This window comes from Vreelandella sp. 2A-K22 (genome assembly GCF_054065485.1).
Window position 1 is genome coordinate 13,830 of sequence record NZ_JBSUGC010000025.1, and the last position, 21,804, is coordinate 35,633.

The window sequence follows — 21,804 nt, forward strand, 5'->3', positions numbered from 1 at the left end:
AAACAACGGGTCGTGTACGACCGTTTGTACCACGGGCTGTTTATTTGTCTAGGCGCATACGTTGTTGAGTAGCGGTGATGTTTCGCGCAGCGTGCGTATCTCTTCGAGGATAGGGTCGCGGGAGTCTTTATCCAGGGGCACTAGCTCACGGCTCTCGCAGTTGAGTAGATAGGGCTGGGTGATCAAAATATCGGTGTGATGGCGCTCAAACTGATAAAGGATAAATTCCGCTAAACGGGTGTCATCCTGCTCGGTAATACGGATGTTCTCGCTATCCACCATGCTGAATTTGGTGATCATCGGAATGGCAAAAGTCCATGGGCGCCATACCGCCGTGCTGCTTTCGGTTGAAATGACCGTGGCGGTCTCGGGCAGTTGTGCCTGCTTGTGGTCAAACCAGCTGTACTCCACCTGAACTTGATAACCCAGCATACCCAGTCCGCCACACACCGGGACTATCCATTTGGGTAAACGTTTGCCGCTCAAATTGCGCAGTATCAGGCCAATCCCGGCTGCCGCAAGGCCTGCAAAAACGGCGGCGATCAAGTGCCAAATCATAATTTATCCTTTCAAAAAGCCGTCTATAAAAGCTATCTATAAAAGCCATCGGGCCTCCCTAAGGAAGCCCGATGATGAGGTCGATTCCAAAGCGTTATCGCCGTATGGCGATAACGCATCAGGAAGGAGTATGACTTAGTGGTCTATCGCCATGCCAGCACCTTTCGGATAGCGAACGCTTTCCACCAGATCCTGAATTTCCTGCGGCGGTGCAGCTGTCACTCTGGAAACCGCAAAGGCAACGGCGAAGTTGATCATCGCGCCTACGGCACCGAAGGAGAGCGGCGAGATGCCAAAGATCCAGTTATCCGGCGTGTTTGCCAGCATATTGGTATCCGGCACGAAGAACCAGCCCAGGTAGGTAAAGATGTAAAGCAGGGTGCAAATCAAGCCCGCCAGCATACCGGCGACCGCGCCTGAGCTGTTCATCCGCGTGGAGAAGATACCCATCATCAGCGCGGGGAACAGTGATGCACCGGCGATACCAAAGGCTAATGCCACCGTTTGTGCTGCAAACCCCGGCGGATTAAGCCCCAGGTAAGTGGCCAACAGGATGGCACCACCCATGGAGATTCGCGCTGCCAACATCTCGCCTTTCTCGGTGATCTTGGGATTGATCATGGTCTTGATCAAGTCGTGGCTGATCGCCGACGAGATCGCCAGCAGCAAGCCTGCAGCTGTCGAGAGTGCTGCGGCGATACCACCCGCTGCAATCAAACCAATAACCCAGCCGGGAAGATTGGCAATTTCCGGGTTGGCGAGTACCAGTATGTCATTATTGACGGTTAGCTCGTTGCCTTCCCAGCCACGATCAGAGTAGTCGGCAGCATCATTATACATTTGGATACGGCCGTCATTGTTGAGATCGTTGAAGGTGATAAGGCCTGTTTCTTCCCATGTACGAACCCAATCAGGGCGTTCTTCGTACAGAATCGGGTTTTGCGCAGCCTCTTCGTAGTTTTCAACCTGCCCCGCCATCTCTGGGTACACGGTGGTCGCCAGATTCAGACGTGCCATTGAACCGACCGCAGGAGCCGTGAGGTAAAGCAGGGCAATGAACACCAGCGCCCAGCCAGCAGACCAGCGAGCATCGGCTACTTTCGGGACGGTGAAGAAGCGAATGATAACGTGGGGTAGACCGGCAGTACCGACCATCAGCGACAGGGTAAACAGCACCATGTTGAGTTTGTTGTCCACATCGGCGGTGTAGTCGCGGAAGCCAAGTGCGCTAACCACGTCATCCAATTTAGCCAGCAGCGGAATGCCGGATTCAGTATGCGTGCTGAACATACCGAACATCGGAATCGGGTTGCCGGTTAGTTGGAAGGCAATAAACACCGCAGGAATGGTGTAAGCGATGATTAGAACGATGTACTGGGCTACCTGGGTATAGGTAATGCCTTTCATACCACCAAATACGGCGTAGAGGAAAACGATCAGCGCGGCTAACCAAATACCCCAGGTGTTGCTGACTTCAAGGAAGCGAGAGAACGCTACGCCCGCACCGGTCATTTGACCGATAACGTAGGTAACCGACGCCACAATCAAGCAGACGATAGCCACTAAGCGAGCGGTGTTGCTGTAGAAGCGGTCGCCGATAAAGTCAGGCACGGTGAACTTACCAAACTTACGCAGGTAAGGTGCTAGCAGCATCGCGAGGATAACGTAGCCGCCAGTCCAGCCCATTAGGAAAGTAGAGTTGGCGTAGCCGCCTGAGGCTAGCAGGCCCGCCATGGAAATGAACGATGCAGCTGACATCCAGTCCGCTGCGGTGGCCATGCCATTGGTGATCGGGTGAACCCCGCCCCCCGCGACATAGAAGTCTTTCGTTGAGCCGGCGCGCGCCCAAATCGCAATGCCTATATACAAGGCAAAAGAGGCGCCGACGAACAGTAAGTTAATTGCAAACTGGCTCATACCGGCTTACTCCCCAAGGCCAAATTTTTGATCGAGCTTGTTCATCTTCCAGGCATAGAAGAAGATCAGCACGATAAACGTTAGGATTGAGCCCTGTTGTGCAAACCAGAAGCCAAGATCGGTACCGCCAACCGGAATACCGGCGAGCAGCGGGCGAAAAAGGATAGCGCATCCGTAAGAAACAAATGCCCAAACAGCCAGGCATCCGAAAATTAAGCGGACGTTTGCTTTCCAGTATTCAGCAGCGTTGGTTTTGTCATCTGCCATTGTGTTGCTCTCCACTTGTGATTTTTAAGGTTGGGAAAGTTCACGAGGAATAGCGTGTGACCCATCAGGGCAATCGCACGTCTAAAGCCACCCTATCGATAGGAGTGGTGAGTCAGCTTCTGTTAGCACATCACCTTATTATTCGATATGAAATGTCGAGTTAGTTAGTGACGTGCGATTACCCTGCATGACTCATTGTTAATACTGGGCAATAAACGTCAAAAAATAAATCCCAGACTTTGGTATCAATAAACGACGAATTGGCTTTTGGTAAGATGCATGTTATTGAAAATACGAGTTTTTAGAGGCTGTTTAAGCGAATTTTGTAGGCGTTTGAAGAGCTATAGGACGATAGTCTAGTGAGCAAATAAAAGCAGTTATTGGCTACTTTAAATACATGTCCTGGGTTTTGCCGGAAGCACGGTTAGTAAGTGTCGATACTTTGGTCGTGTATCAAAAGTCGCTTCGACTTTAGCGTGATAGCTAAAGGTATAACAAGGTTATACTTGCTACTTGGGAAGTGAATCCTTTATACCCGTACAGCCACCTTCATATAATAATCGATAACATTTTTTTTGAAGCGCTGGTGTGGGCCAATTTATGTGGGCCAGTATCGAGTCACGACGTTTATTTATTTTTGCTTATGTCTGCTAGCGCGCCTTAAGACACAACCCGGTTAGTCGCAGCCCGTTTAATGAGGTTATACCCCATGGTCGATGTGGATCTATCCCAACTGCCGTTTACGCTCCTTGACGATGAGGGGCGTGACCACATTCGTCGTGGCATTGACCTGGCCTATTTTGATCGTGACGAAATCATTTTAGAGACTGGCCAAGCGGGTGAGTTCGTTTATCTGATCCATAAAGGCGAAGTGGCGGAAATCGATCCTACATTGCCCTCATCTACCGCGCGTATTGGTCACTACACGGCAGGGGACCTGTTTGGCGCGATCAGTATTCTCAACGGTAAAAGCCGCTACCGCTTTAAGGCTGAACAGGAGTGCCTGTGTTACCTAATGCCTAAAGCACTGTTTCAGCAGCTGTGTCGCCACTATCCTGATTTCAGCAGTTTTTTTCGCCAATCGCTGACCCATAAGGCGCGCCTGATGACCGAAAAGCGCGCCGAAGGTGGCGTCACCATGGCAGGCTTTATGCTGGCCAAGGTAAGCGAGTGCATGCGTGCGCCACTGCTGATGGCAGCGACGACCGATATCGCTAGCGCTGTAAAACAGCTCAACGAAAGTCACGCCGACAGCCTGCTGGTGTCGACCCAGGACGACACCCTCGGCATGGTGACCAAAACCGATCTGCTCAACGCCTTAGTGCTAAAGGGCAGCGCGGTAACATCATCGGTGGATAAGATCGCCCATTTTAACTTGGTGACCGTCGCACCGGATCAGTACTTATTTGAAGTATTGGTGCTGATGACCCGCCATAAAGTGGCGCGGGTGGTAGTGATGGAGCAAAACGTCTTGAAAGGCGTTGTAGAGCTCACCGACGTGCTTAGCTACTTCTCAAGCCGCAGCTATGTGGTGAGCCTGCAGATCGAGCAGGCGACCAACTTAGAGGCGCTTTCGGCTGCCAGTCAGCGCACCCCGGAGCTGGTCAAAGCGCTGATGGCCCAGGGCGTTAAGCTGCGCTTTGCGATGGATCTGCTTGCGGCACTAAACGGCCGTATTATTAGCAAGGCCTGGGAGTTCACTGTCGATAAGCGCTATCACGAGCAGAGCTGCATGATGGTGATGGGCAGCGAAGGGCGCGGTGAGCAGATTCTAAAAACGGATCAGGATAACGGCTTGATTCTTGCCGATGAAACCCAGTGGCCTGATCTTGCCAGCCATATGCAAACGCTCACCGATACCCTGATTCAGCTTGGTTACCCGCCGTGCCCCGGCAACATTATGGTGTCTAACCCCGAGTGGGTGGCCACGGTATCCCAATGGAAAGGTAATATTGCCAAGTGGGCCAGGGAGCGTGATGGCGATAGCCTGATGAAGCTGGCCATTATGCTCGATGCTCATGGCGTGGCGGGCAACCCGAGCTTGCTTGAGAGCGTGCGCGATGAGCTGTTTGAACGCTGCTCGGGCGATGAGCTGCTGCTTTCCTATTTTGCCCGCACGGCGCTGCGCTTTTCGACGCCGCTGACGCTGTTTGGTTCGCTGAAAAAGCCTCAGCACGGTATCGATATCAAGAAAGGCGGTATTTTCCCTATCGTGCACGGTGTCCGCACCATGGCGCTTGAGCGGCGCATCAAAGCCACCTCGACGTTTGATCGCTTGGATGCCCTGGTTACTGACGGCCGGTTGGATCGCCGTTTTGCCGATGACCTGGGCGAAGCGTTGGCGCTCTTTTCTGAGCTGCGCCTCAAGCAGCAGCTAAGTACGCTGGAAACTTCTGCGGATGCGAAAGAAACTAACGCCCAAAGCAGCAGACGCGCTAACCGTGTCGTGGTGCAGAACCTCTCTTCCCTGGAGCGCGACCTACTGCGCGAAGCGATGCATATTGTCAAAGACTTTAAGCAGCGGCTTTCCCACCGTTACCATTTGGAGTATTCGTGAGCGGAATGCGGCTGTTAGATCGACATGTGACGCTATTTAGCGGCTCGCTGCGCACCTTGTTAAGGCGTGAAAGTGACCGGCGTCGTTGTGCAGATTCCCCCTATGCCTGGCTGTTTCAGCCCTATATGGGCGAAGAGCTGGTGGCGCTCGCCTGCACAGCAACGCCCACGCAATCATCACCTGTGATCAGCGTGGCGGCAGTGGTGCTGAGCCATCAGCAGGTGCATACCAGTCGTGCTTTTGTGATCACCCTTGGTAGCGCAAAGCAGCCCGAGAGCGCAACGCTGCGCCGTCATCACTTGCTGTGCGAGGCGGGGGAGATACTGCCACCAAATAGTGATAACTTGAGCGCGCTAGTAGAATTTATCGGCAATCGGCCCATCGTTGGCTGGCAGTTAGAGAAGCGCATTGGAGCATTGAATGCACTACTCAGTAAGCGGCTGAATTTTGCCCTGCCCAACGCCCAGGTCGATGTGGCAAAACTGCATCAGCGCCAACTGCGCCGTTTGCACCCGGAGGTCGAAGCGCCCAGCAGCTTCGCCCAGGCGTTGGCATGCTGGCAAGTACCCGTCATGGGCATGCAGAGTGTGCTTGGAGAGGCCACCGCCAGCGCACTGCTGTATATGCGCCTGCAGCGTATTATGGCGCAGGTGGCATAGTAGTCTCTTTCGTCGTGGCGAGGACAGCTTTCCGCGAGGGCGCTGTGAACCCCTCCCTGGGCGCTACTTTTGTCATCCATGACAAAAGACCCTCGCTCCAAGCTGCCCTCGCACCGAGGTATGGTGCAGCGGTCAAAATAGTCACTTCCAATTGCGATATCTTGTGTGGCTACGTCTGATTAGTTGGGTCAGGCGGTGAGTGTTGTTAGAATAGTTATTACTTTTTTCTCTCACGCCTTCTACCCTCGGCAGTGCTTATACCATGCAAACTCTTGATCACTTTGATCCTGCTCACCTTGATACGGTTGGAGCCACCCCAGCTGACGCTGAGCACGACCAGCCTGAGCTGGCTGATGCGAAGCAGAAGCGTGAATTTAACAAGCTGCAAAAGCGTCTGCGCCGAGAAGTGGGCAATGCGATCATTGATTATCAAATGATCAATGAAGGTGATCGCGTAATGGTCTGCCTCTCCGGTGGAAAGGACAGCTACACGATGCTGGAGATTTTGCGCAATTTGCAGCGCAATGCGCCGGTCAATTTTTCGCTGGTAGCGGTCAATCTGGATCAAAAACAGCCGGGTTTTCCCGAGCACGTATTGCCTGCGTATCTGGATAAGCAGGGCGTGGAGTACCACATTGTCGAGCGCGATACTTACTCGGTGGTAAAAGAGAAAACCCCGGAAGGTAAAACCACCTGCGCGCTTTGTTCACGGCTGCGGCGCGGCTCGTTGTATGGCTTTGCCGAAGAGATTGGCGCCAATAAGATAGCCCTGGGCCATCACCGGGAAGATATTCTCGAAACACTGTTTCTCAATATGTTCTTTGGCGGCAACCTGAAAGCGATGCCGCCAAAGCTGCTATCCGATGATGGGAAGAATATCGTTATTCGGCCGTTGGCCTACTGCAAAGAGGCTGATATCGCCGAGTTTTCGCGGCTGATGGCGTTTCCGATTATTCCCTGCAACCTGTGCGGTTCACAGCCTAATATGCAGCGTCAGGTGGTCAAAGAGATGCTCGCCGAGTGGGACAAAAAGTTTCCTGGCCGCCTGGAGAGCATGTTCAAGGCTGTCACCAACATTGCCCCTTCCCAGTTGGCCGACCGCAGCCTGTTCGATTTTGAAGGCCTTGAGGCCAAGCAAGCAGAGCTACTGGCGGGGCGTATCCAAGCCTTTAACGTCAGCTAACTGTTTGCTCTTCCTCTTCGGCGAGGGTAATCAAGCGCGGCATATCGAGAATGTTGACCTCTCGCCCGGAGACCGCCACCACGCTCTGCTGCTGAAAGCGGCTTAGTATGCGGCTGACCGTTTCCACCGCTAAGCCCAGGTAGTTGCCGATATCAGCCCTGGGCATTGAGAGGCGAAAGCTGTAAGGCGAGTAGCCCCGGCGACGAAAACGATCCGAGAGGGTAATCAAAAAACTTGCTAGCCGCTGATCGGCGGTTTTACGCGAAAGTAGCCGCATCATACGCCGGTCATCGCGCAACTCTTTGCTCATGCTACGATAAAGCTGGCCACGCAGTTCGGGTAGCTCCTCCGAGAGTAAGTCCAGGCGGTCAAAAGGAATCTCGCAGACGGTGGTCGTTTCCAGGGCGATAACGCTACCGGGGTAATGCTCTTCGTCAATGCCATCCAACCCCACCAATTCACTGGGCAGGTAGAAATTGGTCAACTGCTCGCTGCCGTTACCTTCGGCGGTGATCTGTTTCAAACTGCCCGAACGGACTGCGTAAACGCTGGTAAAGGTGTCGCCCTGACGAAACAGCGGTTCGCCTTTTTTCAGCGGCGCGCGACGACGAATAATGGCGTCGAACTGCCCCACGTCGTCCAGCTCAAGGGCAAGTGGCAGGCACAGTGAGCTCAAACTGCAGGTTTGGCAGCGAGCTTCATGGAGTAGCGAGCGCCGACGGCTCATGGGTTCCAACATGCTTTGCTCCTTGAGAGGGTCCCGCTTATCAATTAGAAAATCCTTACTTATTATAGTCGCTTTAGCATGCCTGCAATAAGGTGATTAAACAATCTTAGAATACTGTTGTCCCGTTTGCCCGGAAAGATGGGTATCAAACGCCATTGCTATATGGCGAATCAGCAGCCGCCCCGTCGGCGTGGCGTTAAGCTGATCACCGCGGCGGGTCAGCAGGCCATCCTGTTCGGCGCTCTGCAGGCGCTCAAGCGCTGGCGCAAAGTAGCGGGGGGCATCGATGTTCCAGCGTTGACTAACGGCGGCCAGGTCAATGCCCATATCGCACATCAGCCGCTCAATCACGTCCCGCCGGATCAGGTCGTCATCACTTAAGCGTATGCCACGCACGGTGGCAAGCTGCCCCTGATCCAGCGTCGCTTCGTAGCTTGCCAGATCGCTCGGGTTCTGCGCATAGACGTCATCAATGCGCGAAATCGCCGATACGCCAAGCCCGATTAAGTCGCACTGAGCATGGCTGGAGTAGCCCTGGAAGTTGCGCTGCAGCGAGCCTTCGCGCTGGGCAATAGCCAGGCTATCGTCAGGGCGGGCAAAGTGATCCATACCGATATGCACATAGCCAGCTGCGGTGAGCATTTCGATGGTGGTGCGCAGAATCGCTAGCTTCTCTTCTCCGCCTGGCAAGTCATCGACATTAATGCGCCGCTGCGGGGCAAAACGCTCGGGCATATGCGCGTAATTAAACACAGAAAGGCGCGCCGGGTTGAGCTCGATCACCTGGCGTAGGGTGTTGGCAAAGCTCTTTTCAGTCTGAAATGGCAAGCCATAAATTAGGTCGAGATTGAGCGAGCGAAAGCCCAGGCGATGCGCCTCCTCCATCAGCGTTTCGGTAAGTACCCGAGGCTGAATACGGTTAATCGCTTTCTGCACCAGCGGGCTTAAATCCTGCACGCCCAGGCTGATGCGATTAAAGCCGAGGGATTCGAGATGGCGCAGCGTAAACACATCCGCTTCGCGAGGATCTATTTCAATTGCGTAATCGCGATCAGCAGACGATGAAAGACCAAAACGTGCATCCAGTCGATCAATCAGGTCGCCCATCTGGTTCAAACTGAGAAATGTCGGCGTGCCGCCGCCCCAATGCAACTGCTCCACCGGTCGTGATGTATCCAAGTGGCGTGCGGTCAGCACCATTTCACGGTCAAGCCGGGCTATATAGGGCTCGGCAAGGGCAGTGTTTTTGGTAGCGATTTTATTACACGCGCAGTAGAAGCAGATCTTGCGGCAGAAGGGCACATGAACGTACAGAGAGAGCGGACGCTTACTGGCATTGCTACGCTCCAATGCCTGGGTCAGGTCGCCAGGGGTAAATTGGTCGTGAAACGACAGCGCCGTGGGGTAGGAGGTGTAGCGTGGGCCGTTGGTGTCGTAGCGACTCAGTAACGCTTCGTCCCACACCGGCTGCATAGGGGCTGCGGCAGCAGCGGGTGCAAGAGGCAAGGCAGCAGGGGTATGAACGGGCATGAAGGGGCGCTCCGACGTTAGGAAATGCCGCTAGCCTAACCCGTGGTTAGGAGGTAAATGTTGAGCCACGTCATGCTATTAGAGGTTGTGTACCGAAAGCGTCCACAGTTGCCACAGTGCAAAAGCGATAATTGTCAGCGCTGCCACGCTGCGGGTCGCGGGGTGACGTATCAAATGGCTGAGCTGGCGGGCAGCCAGGCCAGTGGCAAGCAGCGCAGGTAGGGTGCCAAGCCCAAAGGCGCCCATGAGTAGAGCGCCCTGAAGCGGGTCGGCAATCGCTAAGCTCCAGGCCAACATGGAGTAGACCAACCCGCAGGGGAGCCAGCCCCAGAGCGCTCCCAGGGCGAAGGCTTGGGGAATATGCACTACGGGCATCAAGCGACGCCCCACGGGTTCGATAAAGCGCCATAGTCGCCGGCCAACGGCCTCCACTTTGAGCAGCCCTTTCCACCAGTTGGCGATATACAGTGCCATTAAGATCAGCATCAGTGCGGCAAATACCTGGAGTAGCAGGCGTGCCGTAGCAGAAAGGGAAAACAGCGTGCCTAGCAGTGCCACCAGCGCGCCTGCGCTCATATAGCTAACAATGCGGCCTGTGTTGTAGCTGAGCAGCAGGCCTCCCATGCGCGCCGGATGACGCATGCTGGGGGGGACTGCAAAGGTGAGCGCGCTCATAATGCCGCCACACATACCAATGCAGTGGGCGCCGCCCATCAAGCCAAACACAAACGCCGCCATTAGCGGCGGCAGATCAAGCCCCGTTGGATTCATGGCCGAGGCTCTTGGTCGTCGGGTGTGTCTGCCGCTGATGGTTCGGAAGATTTTTGCTTTGCCTGCTGATGCTGGCGGCGCTGCTCAGGGCTAAGATCGTTTTCATCCTCATCAAATAGAATGCGGTGCGCTGGGCCTTCTAGGTCATCGAACTGATCATTTTTCACCGCCCAGAAAAACGCCCAGACGGCGAGGCCCAGCAAAATCAGGGAAAGCGGGATCAACAGATAAAGAATCGTCATGCGGCCACCGGTGTTGAGGTGTCGAGCGTTGGCGCGGGCTGAGGTCGCCAGCGCGACAGTCGCAGGGCATTACCCACCACTACTAGCGAGCTAAGCGACATTCCAATTGCAGCTAGCCAGGGCGGCACCAGACCCATTGCCGCCAGCGGCAGCGCCGAAAAGTTGTAGCACACTGACCAAATCATGTTCTGGCGCATGATACGCCGGGTGGCGCGGGAAATCTCGATGGCCTCAAAAATCCGCATCAGGCGTGGGCTGAGCAGCACTGCGTCGGCGCGGGTGCGGGCTAGGTCCGTTGCGCCATTCATGGCAATCGCCACATCGGCACCGGCTAACACCGGCACGTCGTTAATGCCGTCACCAATCATCGCCACAGTTTCGCCTGCGGCTTGAAGCTCTTTCATCCGGGCCAGCTTGCCTTCCGGGCTGGTGCCCGCATGCCAGATGGCAATATTGAGCTGATCGGCCAGGCTTTCCACGGCATCTTCGGTGTCACCAGATAGCAGCTCCACGCTTAACCCCAGAGTCTGGAGGGCTTTGATCGTGGCGGCAGCGTCGTCGCGAACGCCATCGTGCAGGCCAAACCAGGCGCGGGGTGCACCGTTTTCACTAAGCAGCAGCCACTGACCTTTGGCCGGCGCCGCTATGACGTCATCCTCGGTGCTATCTATTGCGCCATTTATTGCGCTATCCATTGCAAATTCGGGCTTGCCCAACCGCCAACGAGCGCCGTTTAGGCTCCCTTCGAGCCCTTGCCCGGTGTGGCTGTGAATATCTTTGGCTTGCAGGGTCGCATCCCGGAACGGCCTAAAGGCGCGGGCGATCGGGTGTTCCGAGTGGGCCTCAAGGGCGGCGGCAATGGCCCGTGCATGCTCGGCGGTTAATTCACCAAAGGGCTGGGTTTGGGTAAGGTGCATTTCGCCGCGGGTCAGGGTGCCGGTTTTATCAAAAATCACCCGGGTAACGTTAGAGAGCGTCTCCATGGCATCGGCGCGGGTGATCAAGACACCGCGCTTTCGCAGTTGGCCATGGCCAGCTGCCAGTGCCGCGGGAGTGGCCAGCGCCAGCGCGCAGGGGCAGGTCACCACCAGCACCGAAAGTAGCACCCAGAGCATCCTCGAGGGGTCGATAAACCACCAGGCGATAGTCACGCAGGCTGTGACTACTAGCAGGCGCAGCACGAATAGGTGCGCCATACGCGCAGCCATCTGGGCTAGCCGCGGGCGGCTGGCAAAGGCACGGTCGGTAAGATCGACGATACCCGCTACACGGGCATCGCGCCCTGCGTGGGTAACCCTTATCACCAGCGGGTTTTCCATGTTTTGGCTACCGCCGGTAATGCGGTCGCCCACTCGGCGGGTTACTGGTAGGTATTCGCCGGTCAGCATTGATTCGTCCAGGCTCGATTCACCCTCCTCGATGATGCCATCGGCAGGCACGCCATGGCCGGGCTTGATCAATACGCGATCGCCGGGAGTGAGTTCGCTGGCGGGCAGAATGCGCTCGCTGCCGTCACTTTCCAGCCGTGTGGCCGAAATCGGCAGCACGCCGCTCAGCGCATTGCCGCTATGCCCGCTGCGGCGCCTGGCGCGACTCTCCACGTAGCGGCCAAACAGCAAAAAGAAGGTGAACATGGTCACCGAGTCAAAATAGACCTCGCCCACGTCAAACAGCACCGCATAGCTGCTGGCAAGATACGCCCCGCCGATTGCCAGTGACACCGGCACATCCATGCCCAGTACGCCGGTGCGCAGGTCGCGCAGGGCGTTGCGGAAAAACGGCTGGGCGGAGAAAAACACCACTGGCGTGGCCAGGGCAAAGGAGAGCCAGTGGAACAGTGCGTAGAAGTCTTCGCTGATTTCACCGGGGCCGGAGACATAGATCGGGATCGAGAACATCATCACCTGCATCATGCCGACGGCGGCAATAATCAGCCGACGTACGTTCATGCGCTCTTCATGCTGCAGGCGCGCCTGGGCCTGGTCTGGCTCGTAGGGCTGGGCCTCGTAGCCAATCGCGGCCAGTTCGGCCAGCAGTTGCGAGAGCTTCAGCTGCTGAGGATCCCAGCTCACCCGCAGGCGGTGGTGAGTTAAGTTCACTGCGCTGGTGGCAATTCCCGTTAAGGCATTCAGGCGGTGCTCGATCAGCCAGGCGCAGGCAGCACAGGTAATGCCTTCGATGGCGAGGGTCGCTTTGACGTTGCCCTCATCGCCGTCGGGGTGAACAAACTGTGCCTGAAGTCCGGGGTCGTCAAACACCGACCAGGTATCGGCTTTGGCAGCCTGATGTTCATCAGGGCGTTCGGGCAGTTCGGTGCGGTAGCGGTAGTAGCTTTCAAGGCCCCCATCGACGATGGCATGGGCCACCGCTTCGCAGCCAGGGCAGCAGAGCGGATGGGCATGATCATCAAGGGTAATCGACCAGGGCGCCCCAGCGGGCACCGGGTTACCACAGTGGTAGCAGGGCGCGGCAGTCGTTACGTCGCTCATTCGCTTGCTTTGCGTCCTCCCGGCAGTAGTGTGACGCTGTCTTCATCGGGGAATGTGGCTTCACCGGTAAGGCGCCAATCGGCATTTTCCAGCGCGGGCTGAATCTGCAGATACCAGCGGTAACGCAGGTTGTCAGGGCCTTGTGTGATATAGCGGCCGTCACGGACATGCTCAAGTACGAAGGATTGATCACGATCATCTTCGGTAGGGAAGATAAAATCCAAATAGAGTTTGTCGGGACGCGCATCGCCGCTTAAATCAATCACAATATCGCTGGTAAGCGGATCAAGGCGTAAATCTGCGCTTAGGTTTAACTCTCTGGCACGGTCTTGCTTGGCAAGCACCATATTGATGGCTTTGCCATGCTTGTAATAATCCTCCTGAACAACCATGCCATCGAAGCTTTTAACCGACATAACGGCAAAGGTAATACTAAACATAATGGATGAGAGCAGAATGCCGATTAAAAACCACGGCCAAAACTGCTTATACCAAGGCGTCACCTTATCGCCAGAGGGTAGGGATGACATAGTTGCTTATCTCCTAATATTGCCCAGGAAGCTGGTTTCGCGCTCGATACGAATATCCGCATCCTGTTGAGCCTGCAGCGTGAATACAATGGGGTGGCTGGGTTGCTGTAAATCGTCGGGATCGGCGGTCACGGTGACGGCTTCGAAGCGCGACTCCCCCGCGGGTACGCTAATAGCACTGCTGTCTAGAGTGAGGCTGGGCAATCCAGCAACGCTTAGCTGGTAGGTGTGGTCTTGATCATCCAGGTTGCGAATGGTCAGGCTAAATACATTGCTAATCTGACCGTCGCGGGTCATTTGGTAGAGCTGGGTACGCTCGCGTTCAGCGTCAAAATTGAGCGGCATGCGGTCGTTAATGGCCCAGGCAAAGGCGCCCATCATCAGCACCAGAGCGGCGAAGTAGCCGAGCAGGCGCGGGCGCATGATATGGCTCTTTTTGCCTTCCAGAGCATTTTCGGTGGTGTAGCGCACCAAGCCCCGCGGGTAGCCCATTTTATCCATCACGCTATCGCAGGCATCGATACAGGCGGCGCAGGTAATACACTCGTACTGCAGTCCATCGCGGATATCGATGCCGGTAGGACAGACCTGCACGCAAAGGTCACAATCGATACAGTCGCCATAGCCTGCCTCGCGGGCTTCTAAATGGCTTAGGTTTTTTTTGCGATGACCACGGGGTTCGCCACGTGATTCATCGTAGGAGACGATCAATGTGTCGCGGTCAAACATGACCGATTGGAAACGCGCATAGGGGCACATGTAGATGCACACCTGTTCGCGCAGCCAGCCCGCGTTGAGGTAAGTAAATACCAGGAAAAAACCAACCCAGAAGTAGGACCAGCCGTGAGCTTCAAGGGTGGGGAGCTCTGTCACTAAATCACGAATCGGCGTGAAGTAACCCACAAAGGTAATGCCGGTGGCGAGGGCAATGAGCAGCCAGGCCGTGTGTTTAGCCCCCTTGCGCCAAGCTTTGTCGGCGGTCATCGGTTGGTTATCGAGTTTGATGCGCCGATTGCGCGAGCCCTCGATACGGTGTTCAAGCCAAATGAATAGAAATGTCCAAACGCTTTGCGGACAGGTGTAGCCACACCAGACCCGACCCGCAAAAACGGTAATAAAAAATAGCCCAAAGGCGCAGATAATCAGCAGCCATGACAGCAGGATGAACTCCTGCGGGTAAAACGTGGCGCTAAAAATATGGAATTCACGGTTAGGCAGGTCGAATAGAATTAACGGCCGACCACCAATGTTAATCCACGGTAAAAGAAAAAATGCCAGCATTAACGCCCAGTTGGCACTGCGCCGTAGCTTTTGGAAAACGCCTTTAATTTCGCGCACGTAAATGTGTCGCCGCTTGGCGTACATTTCTTGGGTAACCGTTTCAGAGGGAACGTGATGTCCCACCGGATTCGGCGTGACGTCTTGGCTTGGTATCTTTTCCATGGCGATATTCCCGGCTCAGAAGGCAGGAGAGGTGGCACCTTTCTTCAACTAGACGAAATGCTCAATTAAAGGAAGTGCTTTGTTAAATATGATGCTTAGTCGCGGTCTTATGTGTTTCGTTAATATTGTATCGGGTTGGGTATAAAGAAAGGGTGCGGTTTGGGGCCGCACCCTTGCTTGGCTAGCGTTGCTGACGGTAACTGCTATCTGTCAGCGGTCAATCAGTCCGCTAAGCGCAGGCTATACACATAGGCGGCAACCAGATGAACACGCTCTTCACCAATATAGGCCGCTTGCGCAGGCATATGACCGTTACGGCCGTTACGCAGCGTTTGACGGATAGAGTCACCGACTTCCTGGCCGGGTGCCAAATAAAGCCAAGTGTTATCGGTCAGGTTGGGTGCGCCGAGAGCCGTGTTACCCGTGCCGCTGGGGCCGTGGCAGGCAGCACACACCGCCATAAAGGTGCTTTCGCCCTGTTCAGCCTGCGCCTCGTCATGTTCTTCATTAGACAGCGAAAGTACGTATTGCGTCAGGTTCTCAATATTCTCCTGACCCAGTTGCTGCCAGGAGGGCATTAGGCCGTTACGGCCATTATTGAGAGTGGTCAAAATATTTTCTGGCTCACCGCCGTATAGCCAATCGTCGTCGGTCAGGTTGGGAAAGCCATAACCGCCCTGAGCGTTGGAGCCGTGACACACTGCGCAGTTGTTTTGGTAGATACGTTCAGCGACCTGCATCGCCTCCGGATCTTCGGCAAGCTCAGGAATGGGCACCTCCTGATACTGGGCAAAAATCGGCGTGAAGCGCTCTTCGGCTTGAGCCACTTCCTCTTCCCATTGACCCTCTTGCGACCAACCAAAGATACCTGCGTAGTTGCCCAGGCCGGGATAGAGTACCAAATAGACCAGTGCAAAAATTACTGTTATGACGAAAAGCTGGAACCACCACTTTGGCAGCGGGTTGTCATACTCTTCAATGCCATCGGCGGCGTGGCCGGTGGTTTCAACGTTACCGTCCGCGTCAGGTGTTTTATCGGTACGGCGGTTGGCCAGCAGTATCCATACGCTCAGCGCGATCGTGCCCAGCGTAATGATAATGATCCAGGCGCTCCAGAAGCCGGATAGGGAGTCACCCCATAGATTACTCATATATTCTTATCTCCCCTGTCGTCGCGGGAATGCGCTTCGCTGTCGCGTTCACGCGAAGCGTGCTTGTCACTGGTCGGTTGCTCATCGTCGTCTGCAAAGGGCAAATTAGCCGCTTCGTCGAAATCTGGCTTGCGTCGCTTGGAGTACGCCCAGAGGGCAATGCCGATAAACGCGAAAATCAAGATCAGCGTGATGAGGCCGCGAAAAGTTCCCGTATCCATAACTTAGCGAGTGCCCTCGAGCACGGTTCCGAGCTGCTGTAAGTACGCGACCAGGGCGGTGATTTCCTGGGTGCCGCGTACGTCGTCAGTAGCGTTGGCGATATCTTCGTCGGTATAGGGCACGCCCAGTTGACGCAGCGTACGCATCTTTTGGGGAGTGGCATCACCATCGAGGGTGTTTTCAAACAGCCAGGGGTAAGCCGGCATTACCGATTCAGGGACTACATCCCGGGGGTTGTAGAGGTGAGCACGGTGCCAGTCGTCGCTATAGCGGCCGCCAACACGCGCTAGGTCTGGCCCGGTGCGCTTGGAGCCCCATAGGAAGTTGTGCTCATACACCTGCTCGCCCGCCACATTGTAGTGACCATAGCGCTCGGTTTCCGCACGGAACGGGCGCACCATTTGCGAGTGACAGCCCACGCAACCTTCGCGGCGATAGATGTCACGGCCTTCCAGCTCCAGGGCTGACAGCGGCTCCAGGCCTTCAACCGGCTCGGTGGTCTGCTTCTGGAAAAACAGTGGAACCACCTCCGCCAAGCCGCCGAAACTGATCACGACAAGGATCAACACGGCAAGCAGGCCAACGTTCTTTTCGACAATCTCGTGTTTCATTGGTCTCAACTTCCCCGGTTTAAGCAGCTTGTGGCGCTGAATGGCTGATGGCCTCACGACGCTTAACGGTCATGTAAACGTTGAACGCCATGATCAGCATGCCGGTGACCCAGAAGAGGCCGCCGATTAAGCGAACAAAGTAGCCCGGTGCGCTGGCTTCAACGGCTTCAACAAAGGTGTACATCAAGGTGCCGTCAGGGTTGATCGCACGCCACATCAAGCCTTGCAGAATACCGTTAACCCACATGGAGGCGATGTATAGCACGGTGCCGATCGTGGCCAGCCAGAAGTGCACGGCGATCAGGTTGATCGAGTACATTTCAGTGCGACCAAAGACGCGAGGAATCAGGTGATACATCGAGCCGATGGTGATCATCGCTACCCAACCGAGCGCACCAGAGTGAACGTGACCAATGGTCCAGTCAGTGTAGTGCGAAAGCGCGTTGACGGTCTTAATCGCCATCATAGGGCCTTCAAAGGTAGACATGCCGTAGAACGACAGAGCAACCACCAAGAAGCGTAGCGTGGGGTCCGTGCGCAGCTTATGCCAAGCTCCTGACAGGGTCATCATGCCGTTGATCATGCCACCCCAGGAGGGAGCCAGCAGGATGATCGACATAACCATACCCAGCGACTGTGCCCAGTTCGGCAGCGCTGTGTAGTGCAGGTGGTGAGGGCCTGCCCACATGTAGATCATGATCAATGCCCAGAAGTGGACGATTGAAAGACGGTAGGAGTAGATCGGACGCTCAGCCTGCTTCGGCACGAAGTAGTACATCATGCCCAGGAAGCCTGCAGTTAGGAAGAAGCCTACCGCGTTGTGTCCATACCACCACTGCACCATCGCGTCCACTGCTCCGGCATAGATCGAGGTGGAGTACATGGGGGTCACTGGGATGGCCGCGTTGTTGACGATATGCAGCACCGCAACGGTCAAAATAAACGCCGCGAAGAACCAGTTCGCCACATAAATGTGCGACGTGGTGCGTTTTTTGATCGTCATTAGGAACACAATGGCGTAGCTGATCCATACGACCGCGATCAAAATATTGATCGGCCACTCAAGCTCAGCGTACTCCTTGGTCGTGGTGTAGCCCATGGGCAGGGACACTACCGCTGAGATAATGACCGCTTGCCAGCCCCAAAAGGTAAAGGCCGCTAACTTGTCAGAGAAAAGCCGTGTCTGACAGGTACGCTGGACAACGTAGTACGACGTGGCAAAGAGCGCCGAACCGCCAAAGGCGAAAATTACGGCGTTAGTGTGTAACGGACGCAGGCGCCCAAAGCTAGTCCAAGGTAGGCCAAGGTTCAGTTGCGGCCAAACCAGTTGCGAGGCGAGGATGACACCCACTGTCATTCCCACAATGCCCCACACAACGGTCATAATCGCGAACTGCCGAACCACCTTGTAGTTGTAGGTCGGGTGTTCAAATGCTGTGCTCATGTCATGTTCCCATCGAACGCGGTTAGGGGGTAACCCGTGGCATTTTGCACGGGTGCGACCACCCGCTTGATGATGCAGGTCAAGATCCGACCAAGATTCTAGCGCAGCCAGGGCTTAACCTGAACACACCAATTGGTTAAAGACTGAATTATCAGGAGCGATAGGTGTCACATTACGTTTTGTCTGGGTATATCGAGGTGCCTCCCAAGGGGTTAAAAGAGGCGCTTAAGCGCCAGCCAAATGGCGCCTTTCTGGTGCAGGGCATGGGGCCGTTAACTGTTCATGGTCACGCCAAGCTAGGTCGGTTGCTGTTTGCCCATGGCGCAGGGGCTGGTCAGCAGTCACCCTTCATGCGTCAATTTGTCACCTCGCTGGCGGCTCAGGGTGTTCAGGTTTTATGTATTGATTTCCCCTATATGCAGCAGATGCAGGAAACCGGCAAACGTCGACCGCCGCCGCCTATCGCCCAGACCCTTGATCAGTTTGCCCAATGGTATGCGCTACTTGCTGACCTATTTGACGAACCGCTATGGATTGGAGGCAAATCGATGGGCGGCCGAGTGGCGACCCTATTTGCCAGTGAACAGCCATGCAAGGGCACTGCGCCGGGTGTAGTGATAGCAGGTTACCCATTTCATCCTACTAAAGCGCCTGACAAGCTTCGTTTGGATCACTGGCCCAAGATTGCCTGCCCCATGCTGATTTTACAGGGTGAGCGTGATCCTTTCGGTACTCGAGACGAGGTAGCCGGCTATACACTGCCGCCAAACGCGCAGCTTGCTTGGCTGACGGATGGCGACCATGACTTTAAGCCGCGGCGATTTTCTGGCCTGACCCAAACGGTTTTGATTGACGAGGCTACCCAAGTTGCGGCATCCTTCGTCCGCGCTCATGGCACAGGCCTTACGTAAGAGAGTAACGCGCTGGTTTAGAATACGATTTTTAAACGCGGCATGTTGACATTCGGTAAGCCTTCTGTAGAATGCAGCGCCACGTGACCAGCGGGTGGTTAGCTCAGTTGGGAGAGCACCAGCCTTACAAGCTGGGGGTCACTGGTTCGAACCCAGTACCACCCACCATCTTAAGTTTTTGAAAGATGGTCTGGAAGTGTGAAAGTAGTACCTAGTACGACCTGTATTTGATGTGCATAACGGACCGGTAGTTCAGTCGGTTAGAATGCCGGCCTGTCACGCCGGAGGTCGCGAGTTCGAGTCTCGTCCGGTCCGCCATCATCAAATCAACGTCTGCTAATAGTTGTTATCGCAATTCGGACCGGTAGTTCAGTCGGTTAGAATGCCGGCCTGTCACGCCGGAGGTCGCGAGTTCGAGTCTCGTCCGGTCCGCCACGATAACTGCTAAGCTAAGCTGGTAAGAAAAAGTTGGTAAGCACAGCAATTACTTACCAATGGATTGGGTGGTTAGCTCAGTTGGGAGAGCACCAGCCTTACAAGCTGGGGGTCACTGGTTCGAACCCAGTACCACCCACCATCGTCTACCCTTTGGAAGCGCCTCTGAACCGCTTATAAATGTTAGCTTCGATGGTTGTTTTAAAAGTGCTTTAACGTGGACCGGTAGTTCAGTCGGTTAGAATGCCGGCCTGTCACGCCGGAGGTCGCGAGTTCGAGTCTCGTCCGGTCCGCCATTAAGCATTTGTCTTTGTAGTCATTTGAGTTATTAGCAATGTATCGGCATTGGCCGAACGAATTCAAAAAAAGCCCGGATCATTGATCCGGGCTTTTTCGTATGTCTGCATCTTAAGTTGCAGCTGTTAGCCCGTAATCGCGGCAACGCCTGCTTTGGCAACCTGCACATCCTGGTCGGGTTTTACGCCGGAAATGCCCACGGCACCTACCACATGACCGTCAACAGTAATCGGCACGCCACCTGAAAGCAGGCCTTGCAGCGGTGCGGTGACGAACGCAGTGCGGCCGCCATTAATCATCTCTTCAAACACCTGGGTCTCTTTACGACCTAGCGCCGCACTGCGCGCTTTTTGCGTAGCGACTTCGGCGCTGAAAGGGGCTGCGCCATCCAAACGCCGCAGCGCTAACAGGTGGCCGCCGTCGTCGGTTACTGCGATGGTCACCGGCCAGCTGTTGCTGTCAGCCTCTTTCTGAGCGGCGTCGAGTACGTTGATCACATCGCTCTGAGCGAGAATGGCTTTTGTTTGCATGTTTGAATCCTTGTTAAGGGAGGAGTGAAAATAGCCGCGCTGTTAAAACCTGCGCGGCTTGGGGTTAAGGGTTAGTGGTGAAGCGTTAAGTGAGCGCTGCATCGACGATCTCAACCCAGTGGCGTACCGGAGTGCGATTGGCGCCCGCCAAGTGGGTTTGGCAACCGATATTAGCCGTCACGATCATCTCTGGGTCTCCGGCCTCCAGCGCATTGAGCTTATTGTCGCGCAGTTGGGTGGCCAGTTCGGGTTGGGTGATCGAATAGGTACCCGCCGAACCGCAGCAAAGATGCGCATCCTGCACCGGGGTTAGCGCGAAGCCAAGCTTGCCCAGCACGCCTTCGACCGCACCGTTAAGTTTTTGGGCATGCTGCAGCGTACAGGGGCAGTGGAACGCCAGTCGTTGCGATGCGTTAACGTTCAAGGCGTCCAGCGGCTCATCTCGCAGGATTTCGACAATATCTTTGGCTAGAGTGCTCACCTTTTGCGCTTTAACGGCGTAGTCAGGGTCATCCTTGAGCATGTAACCATACTCTTTGACAAAGGCGCCGCAGCCACTGGCGGTTTGAACGATGGCTTCGGTGCCTTGCTCAATGTACGGCCACCAGGCATCAATATTGGCGCGCATGCGTGCACGGCCATCGTCCTGGGCATTAAGGTGGAAATCAACGGCGCCACAGCAGCCCGCTTCAGCCACCGGCGTTACGCTTATACCAAGCCGATCAAGAATCCGCGTGGTGGCAGCATTGGTATTGGGTGATAGCCCCGGCTGAACGCAGCCTTCCAGTATCAATACCCGCCGGGTATGGCGGTTGGCATCCGGGCGTGCGCCTGCATCTATCGGCGCTGCGGGCATTTTATTACGCAGCTTGCTAGGCACCAGTGGTTTAAAGGTTTGCCCCAGCTTTAGCAGCGCTTGGAAACGTTTGGGCTCGACCATCATTTTTCGCAGCGCATAGCGCTGGGCCCGCTCACCTGCCGGGCGAGGAACGCGCCGCTCAATTTCGGCACGGCCAATGTTGAGCAGCTTGTGGTACTCCACGCCGGAAGGGCAGGTGGTTTCACAGTTAAGACAGGTAAGGCAGCGATCAAGATGAAGGCGCGTCTCATCGGTTACCTGATCGTCATCGTCGCGGCTCTCCAGCAGCTCTTTCATTAGATAGATACGCCCACGAGGGCCATCGCGCTCATCGCCTAACAACTGGTACGTCGGGCAGGTGGCGTTACAAAAACCGCAGTGCACGCAGGTGCGCAGTATGCGATCTGCTTCTTGAATATGCGGCTTCTGAAGGTCGGCATCGGTAAAGTGCGTCTGCATGTCAGCTCTCCT

General features: G+C 55.3%; 20 protein-coding genes and 5 tRNA genes. 9 read left to right on the forward strand and 16 right to left on the reverse strand.

Features of this window, described 5'->3' with window-relative positions; genetic code table 11:
- Window positions 1-48: 48 nt before the first annotated feature.
- From ACW17M_RS23220 to ACW17M_RS23230, 3 genes are all read right to left on the reverse strand, one after another.
- Window positions 49-558: a hypothetical protein gene (locus ACW17M_RS23220; protein WP_022522135.1), complete on the reverse strand. Its 510-nt coding sequence runs from the start codon at window positions 556-558 to the stop codon at window positions 49-51.
- A gap of 135 nt (window positions 559-693) precedes the next feature.
- Window positions 694-2,475, reverse strand: coding sequence for a sodium:solute symporter family protein (locus ACW17M_RS23225; RefSeq protein ID WP_009287414.1), 1,782 nt, complete (start codon window positions 2,473-2,475; stop codon window positions 694-696).
- A 6-nt stretch (window positions 2,476-2,481) separates the two neighbouring features.
- Complete coding sequence (locus tag ACW17M_RS23230; RefSeq protein WP_007113808.1) at window positions 2,482-2,742, reverse strand: DUF4212 domain-containing protein; 261 nt, start codon at window positions 2,740-2,742, stop codon at window positions 2,482-2,484.
- A gap of 709 nt (window positions 2,743-3,451) precedes the next feature.
- On the opposite strand from ACW17M_RS23230, the gene ACW17M_RS23235 reads away from it, so the two are divergent.
- The 3 genes from ACW17M_RS23235 to ttcA all read left to right on the forward strand — a co-directional run bounded on the left by ACW17M_RS23235 (window position 3,452) and on the right by ttcA (window position 7,141).
- Window positions 3,452-5,299: a DUF294 nucleotidyltransferase-like domain-containing protein gene (locus ACW17M_RS23235; RefSeq protein WP_027958144.1), complete on the forward strand. Its 1,848-nt coding sequence runs from the start codon at window positions 3,452-3,454 to the stop codon at window positions 5,297-5,299.
- A gap of 5 nt (window positions 5,300-5,304) precedes the next feature.
- Window positions 5,305-5,958, forward strand: a complete 654-nt coding sequence (locus tag ACW17M_RS23240; protein WP_035537845.1) for a 3'-5' exonuclease family protein — start codon at window positions 5,305-5,307, stop codon at window positions 5,956-5,958.
- A 262-nt stretch (window positions 5,959-6,220) separates the two neighbouring features.
- Window positions 6,221-7,141 carry a tRNA 2-thiocytidine(32) synthetase TtcA gene (gene ttcA, locus ACW17M_RS23245; RefSeq protein ID WP_027958142.1) on the forward strand — a complete coding sequence of 307 codons (921 nt, stop codon included), beginning with the start codon at window positions 6,221-6,223 and terminating at the stop codon, window positions 7,139-7,141.
- Here the strand turns inward: ttcA and fnr are convergent.
- The 11 genes from fnr to ccoN all read right to left on the reverse strand — a co-directional run bounded on the left by fnr (window position 7,134) and on the right by ccoN (window position 18,301).
- Window positions 7,134-7,880, reverse strand: a complete 747-nt coding sequence (gene fnr / locus ACW17M_RS23250) for a fumarate/nitrate reduction transcriptional regulator Fnr (RefSeq protein ID WP_022522221.1) — start codon at window positions 7,878-7,880, stop codon at window positions 7,134-7,136. The two genes, ttcA and fnr, sit on opposite strands and share 8 nt — an antisense overlap.
- An 84-nt stretch (window positions 7,881-7,964) precedes the next feature.
- Complete coding sequence (gene hemN, locus ACW17M_RS23255) at window positions 7,965-9,398, reverse strand: oxygen-independent coproporphyrinogen III oxidase (protein WP_457548179.1); 1,434 nt, start codon at window positions 9,396-9,398, stop codon at window positions 7,965-7,967.
- A 78-nt stretch (window positions 9,399-9,476) separates the two neighbouring features.
- On the reverse strand, window positions 9,477-10,169 hold the full coding sequence (locus ACW17M_RS23260; protein ID WP_022522223.1) for a sulfite exporter TauE/SafE family protein: 693 nt from the start codon (window positions 10,167-10,169) through the stop codon (window positions 9,477-9,479).
- Window positions 10,166-10,411: a cbb3-type cytochrome oxidase assembly protein CcoS gene (ccoS, locus tag ACW17M_RS23265; protein WP_022522224.1), complete on the reverse strand. Its 246-nt coding sequence runs from the start codon at window positions 10,409-10,411 to the stop codon at window positions 10,166-10,168. The genes ACW17M_RS23260 and ccoS overlap by 4 nt, the downstream gene beginning before the upstream one ends.
- A complete protein-coding gene (locus ACW17M_RS23270; protein ID WP_457548180.1) occupies window positions 10,408-12,900 on the reverse strand; it encodes a heavy metal translocating P-type ATPase in 2,493 nt (830 codons plus the stop codon). The genes ccoS and ACW17M_RS23270 overlap by 4 nt, the downstream gene beginning before the upstream one ends.
- Window positions 12,897-13,430: a FixH family protein gene (locus tag ACW17M_RS23275; protein WP_009287410.1), complete on the reverse strand. Its 534-nt coding sequence runs from the start codon at window positions 13,428-13,430 to the stop codon at window positions 12,897-12,899. Before ACW17M_RS23275 ends, ACW17M_RS23270 begins: the two co-directional genes overlap by 4 nt.
- Window positions 13,431-13,436: 6 nt before the next feature.
- Window positions 13,437-14,873: a cytochrome c oxidase accessory protein CcoG gene (gene ccoG / locus ACW17M_RS23280; protein ID WP_022522226.1), complete on the reverse strand. Its 1,437-nt coding sequence runs from the start codon at window positions 14,871-14,873 to the stop codon at window positions 13,437-13,439.
- Between the two features lie 221 nt (window positions 14,874-15,094).
- Complete coding sequence (gene ccoP, locus ACW17M_RS23285) at window positions 15,095-16,024, reverse strand: cytochrome-c oxidase, cbb3-type subunit III (RefSeq protein WP_009287408.1); 930 nt, start codon at window positions 16,022-16,024, stop codon at window positions 15,095-15,097.
- Window positions 16,021-16,245, reverse strand: coding sequence for a CcoQ/FixQ family Cbb3-type cytochrome c oxidase assembly chaperone (locus tag ACW17M_RS23290; RefSeq protein ID WP_022522227.1), 225 nt, complete (start codon window positions 16,243-16,245; stop codon window positions 16,021-16,023). The genes ccoP and ACW17M_RS23290 overlap by 4 nt, the downstream gene beginning before the upstream one ends.
- A gap of 3 nt (window positions 16,246-16,248) precedes the next feature.
- A complete protein-coding gene (gene ccoO, locus ACW17M_RS23295; RefSeq protein ID WP_022522228.1) occupies window positions 16,249-16,857 on the reverse strand; it encodes a cytochrome-c oxidase, cbb3-type subunit II in 609 nt (202 codons plus the stop codon).
- Between the two features lie 19 nt (window positions 16,858-16,876).
- A complete protein-coding gene (gene ccoN, locus ACW17M_RS23300; protein WP_022522229.1) occupies window positions 16,877-18,301 on the reverse strand; it encodes a cytochrome-c oxidase, cbb3-type subunit I in 1,425 nt (474 codons plus the stop codon).
- Between the two features lie 164 nt (window positions 18,302-18,465).
- Here ccoN and ACW17M_RS23305 point away from each other — a divergent pair, with 164 nt between their 5' ends.
- From ACW17M_RS23305 to ACW17M_RS23330, 6 genes are all read left to right on the forward strand, one after another.
- Entirely contained in the window at window positions 18,466-19,212 is a 747-nt protein-coding gene (locus tag ACW17M_RS23305; protein ID WP_022522230.1) for an alpha/beta fold hydrolase, read from the forward strand.
- Window positions 19,213-19,304: 92 nt separating this feature from the next.
- Window positions 19,305-19,380 (forward strand) — tRNA-Val (locus ACW17M_RS23310).
- Between the two features lie 73 nt (window positions 19,381-19,453).
- Window positions 19,454-19,530: transfer RNA gene (locus ACW17M_RS23315), tRNA-Asp, on the forward strand.
- Window positions 19,531-19,570: 40 nt separating this feature from the next.
- Window positions 19,571-19,647: transfer RNA gene (locus ACW17M_RS23320), tRNA-Asp, on the forward strand.
- Window positions 19,648-19,713: 66 nt separating this feature from the next.
- Window positions 19,714-19,789, forward strand: a tRNA-Val gene (locus tag ACW17M_RS23325).
- Window positions 19,790-19,866: 77 nt separating this feature from the next.
- Window positions 19,867-19,943 (forward strand) — tRNA-Asp (locus ACW17M_RS23330).
- A gap of 126 nt (window positions 19,944-20,069) precedes the next feature.
- On the opposite strand, the gene ACW17M_RS23335 is transcribed toward ACW17M_RS23330, so the two are convergent.
- Together ACW17M_RS23335 and glcF are read right to left on the reverse strand one after the other, a co-directional pair.
- Entirely contained in the window at window positions 20,070-20,474 is a 405-nt protein-coding gene (locus tag ACW17M_RS23335) for a heme-binding protein (RefSeq protein WP_022522231.1), read from the reverse strand.
- 85 nt (window positions 20,475-20,559) lie between these two features.
- Window positions 20,560-21,792, reverse strand: a complete 1,233-nt coding sequence (glcF, locus tag ACW17M_RS23340; protein WP_041158886.1) for a glycolate oxidase subunit GlcF — start codon at window positions 21,790-21,792, stop codon at window positions 20,560-20,562.
- Window positions 21,793-21,804: the final 12 nt, after the last annotated feature.